This is a genomic window from Legionella tunisiensis (genome assembly GCF_000308315.1).
GTDB classification, from domain to species: domain Bacteria; phylum Pseudomonadota; class Gammaproteobacteria; order Legionellales; family Legionellaceae; genus Tatlockia; species Tatlockia tunisiensis.
The window spans coordinates 1-1,820 of sequence record NZ_CALJ01000274.1 but is presented as its reverse complement, the minus strand read 5'-3'; the positions used below and the strand labels follow the sequence as shown (position 1 = coordinate 1,820).

Here is a 1,820-nt window from a genome sequence, read left to right as displayed (position 1 = left end):
CATAGACTTGGAATGAGATCTTTAGTAGCTAATCCTATTCACCCGTTGGTGCTTAGACTAAGAGCCTACACAAACCTATATGCTATGGGACCAAATGGGATGTTTGGACATCTGGCTAAATTTTCGAGTTTATACAGCTTTGAAGAAGATTTTAAAAATAAAAATATCCCAGGAAAAGGCAGTGCGCAACGATTCCAAAAATATCTAAAAATATTAGGGATCCTGGATGCCATTAATGGATTATTAGTACAGGATCCAGATTTAAAACGACAGTGGGATTTTTTATATCAAATGATGACTTTATTGATGTCTATATCTTCGAAGTTAAACATAAAGCCATCTTGGAGTCGGTAAAACAATTCAAATTGGAGACTATTTTACCTAAGCTTACTCGTACTTTACCAATTGAGTTCCAAGAACAGCTTAATGAGTATTTACCTGGTTCAGATGAAGAAGACAATGAAGATAGTTATGAAGAAAGCGAAGAAGAATTGCCATATAAACATGCTAAACTTCAAGTTTTGGCTAGCTCCTCTGACCAGGGGGTGAAGATTGACAAAGCAAATCAATTAGCCAAGCACATTGGCGATATTAGTGCAGTTATTCCTCGTGTCCAAAATTATAAACCTGGTAATGACGCACACAATAGAAAACAACCGCTAGACTCTATTCAGTTTGAATTTAATAGCTCAGAAAGTAGAAACCAGTTTAGCAGGCTGATTAATCCCAACTACATTGTTTATAATGGAACAGCGCTAGTTTCTGGGAAGCCAATTCTGCAAATTATTCCGGAATTTTTACTAACCTTGGTGGTCGATGATTTTATTGTTCAATATAAAAAACTCCAGCAACAGCAATTAGCACAACAAAGTATTGTCTCTGTACCGGCAACAATGTTTGCGGCTAAAAAAGCTAACACAAAGAGTACGGGTTTATTAGCTGCGAGAAATGAAGACCTAAGTGTTTTATTAAAGAGAATTGCAAAGTCTTTGGAAGAGGAATGTCCCGAGGTGGCTACCCATATTATTTCTACTGCAGAGGAAAATGGATATGATGAGTCTGAATTAATAGTAGATGATCTGATGGAAGATGATGTTGATAACACCTTACTTTTCTTAATTCACGAGGAGCAGAACGTAGATTATCCAGCGGTAAAAAAGCACATGAAATTGTAAAACAGTTTTTAAAATATTACACAGCTACACAAGCGTTAGAACTTACTATATAGCAAAAGGAATGTTTTTTCTGGTGTGTACGGGATACGTACACACCACACTAGGCCAGGTGAAGCATTTACCCCTTCCCCGCTCCATTCTTTTTTCCATTGCAGCAAGCTGCCATGTTTCTCAATAATTGCCAACAAACGCTGAGCATCAACTTAACTAAAGTTCAAATTTGATTACATCTGTTTGCTATAAAAATTGAACTGTCCTTTTTTGCGGCTTAAGTGGGGAATATTTACTATGGCTTATCTACAGCTCCCCTAAGTGCTCACAATTATAGCAACTTCTGAGAGCTGACACCGTTATCTAAACACTGTCGTTTAGAAAATTGGAGTTAATTTCTAGCGACGATTTGTGCGACTCGCTCATTTCTTGTTTGTTGAGGTTAGAGTTTCCTTGATGGGTTATATGCTTTTCATTACCGTTAATCTTAATTGCAAAACCTATCGGCGTATCAGGATCCGCATAACTATCGTTAATCTTCCAAGATAAAACGGAGTCCGGTTCTTTATTGTAATGCTCTTTGCATATCCGTTCTGCTAAATTTCGAACAGCTTTTGCCACACCATCACCCACATCACCCATATCAGATGCACA

3 protein-coding genes are annotated in these 1,820 nt (G+C 37.4%); 2 read left to right on the top strand and 1 reads right to left on the bottom strand.

Annotated elements, in window-relative coordinates; genetic code table 11:
- Together BN58_RS26415 and BN58_RS16220 are read left to right on the top strand one after the other, a co-directional pair.
- The coding region (locus tag BN58_RS26415; RefSeq protein WP_232220720.1) for a hypothetical protein at window positions 1-354 on the top strand (354 nt) is incomplete at its 5' end.
- An 11-nt stretch (window positions 355-365) separates the two neighbouring features.
- On the top strand, window positions 366-1,175 hold the full coding sequence (locus BN58_RS16220) for a hypothetical protein (protein ID WP_040916683.1): 810 nt from the start codon (window positions 366-368) through the stop codon (window positions 1,173-1,175).
- 354 nt (window positions 1,176-1,529) lie between these two features.
- On the opposite strand, the gene BN58_RS26410 is transcribed toward BN58_RS16220, so the two are convergent.
- Window positions 1,530-1,820 (bottom strand): hypothetical protein (locus BN58_RS26410; RefSeq protein WP_040916681.1); only part of this gene is annotated, 291 nt, incomplete at its 5' end.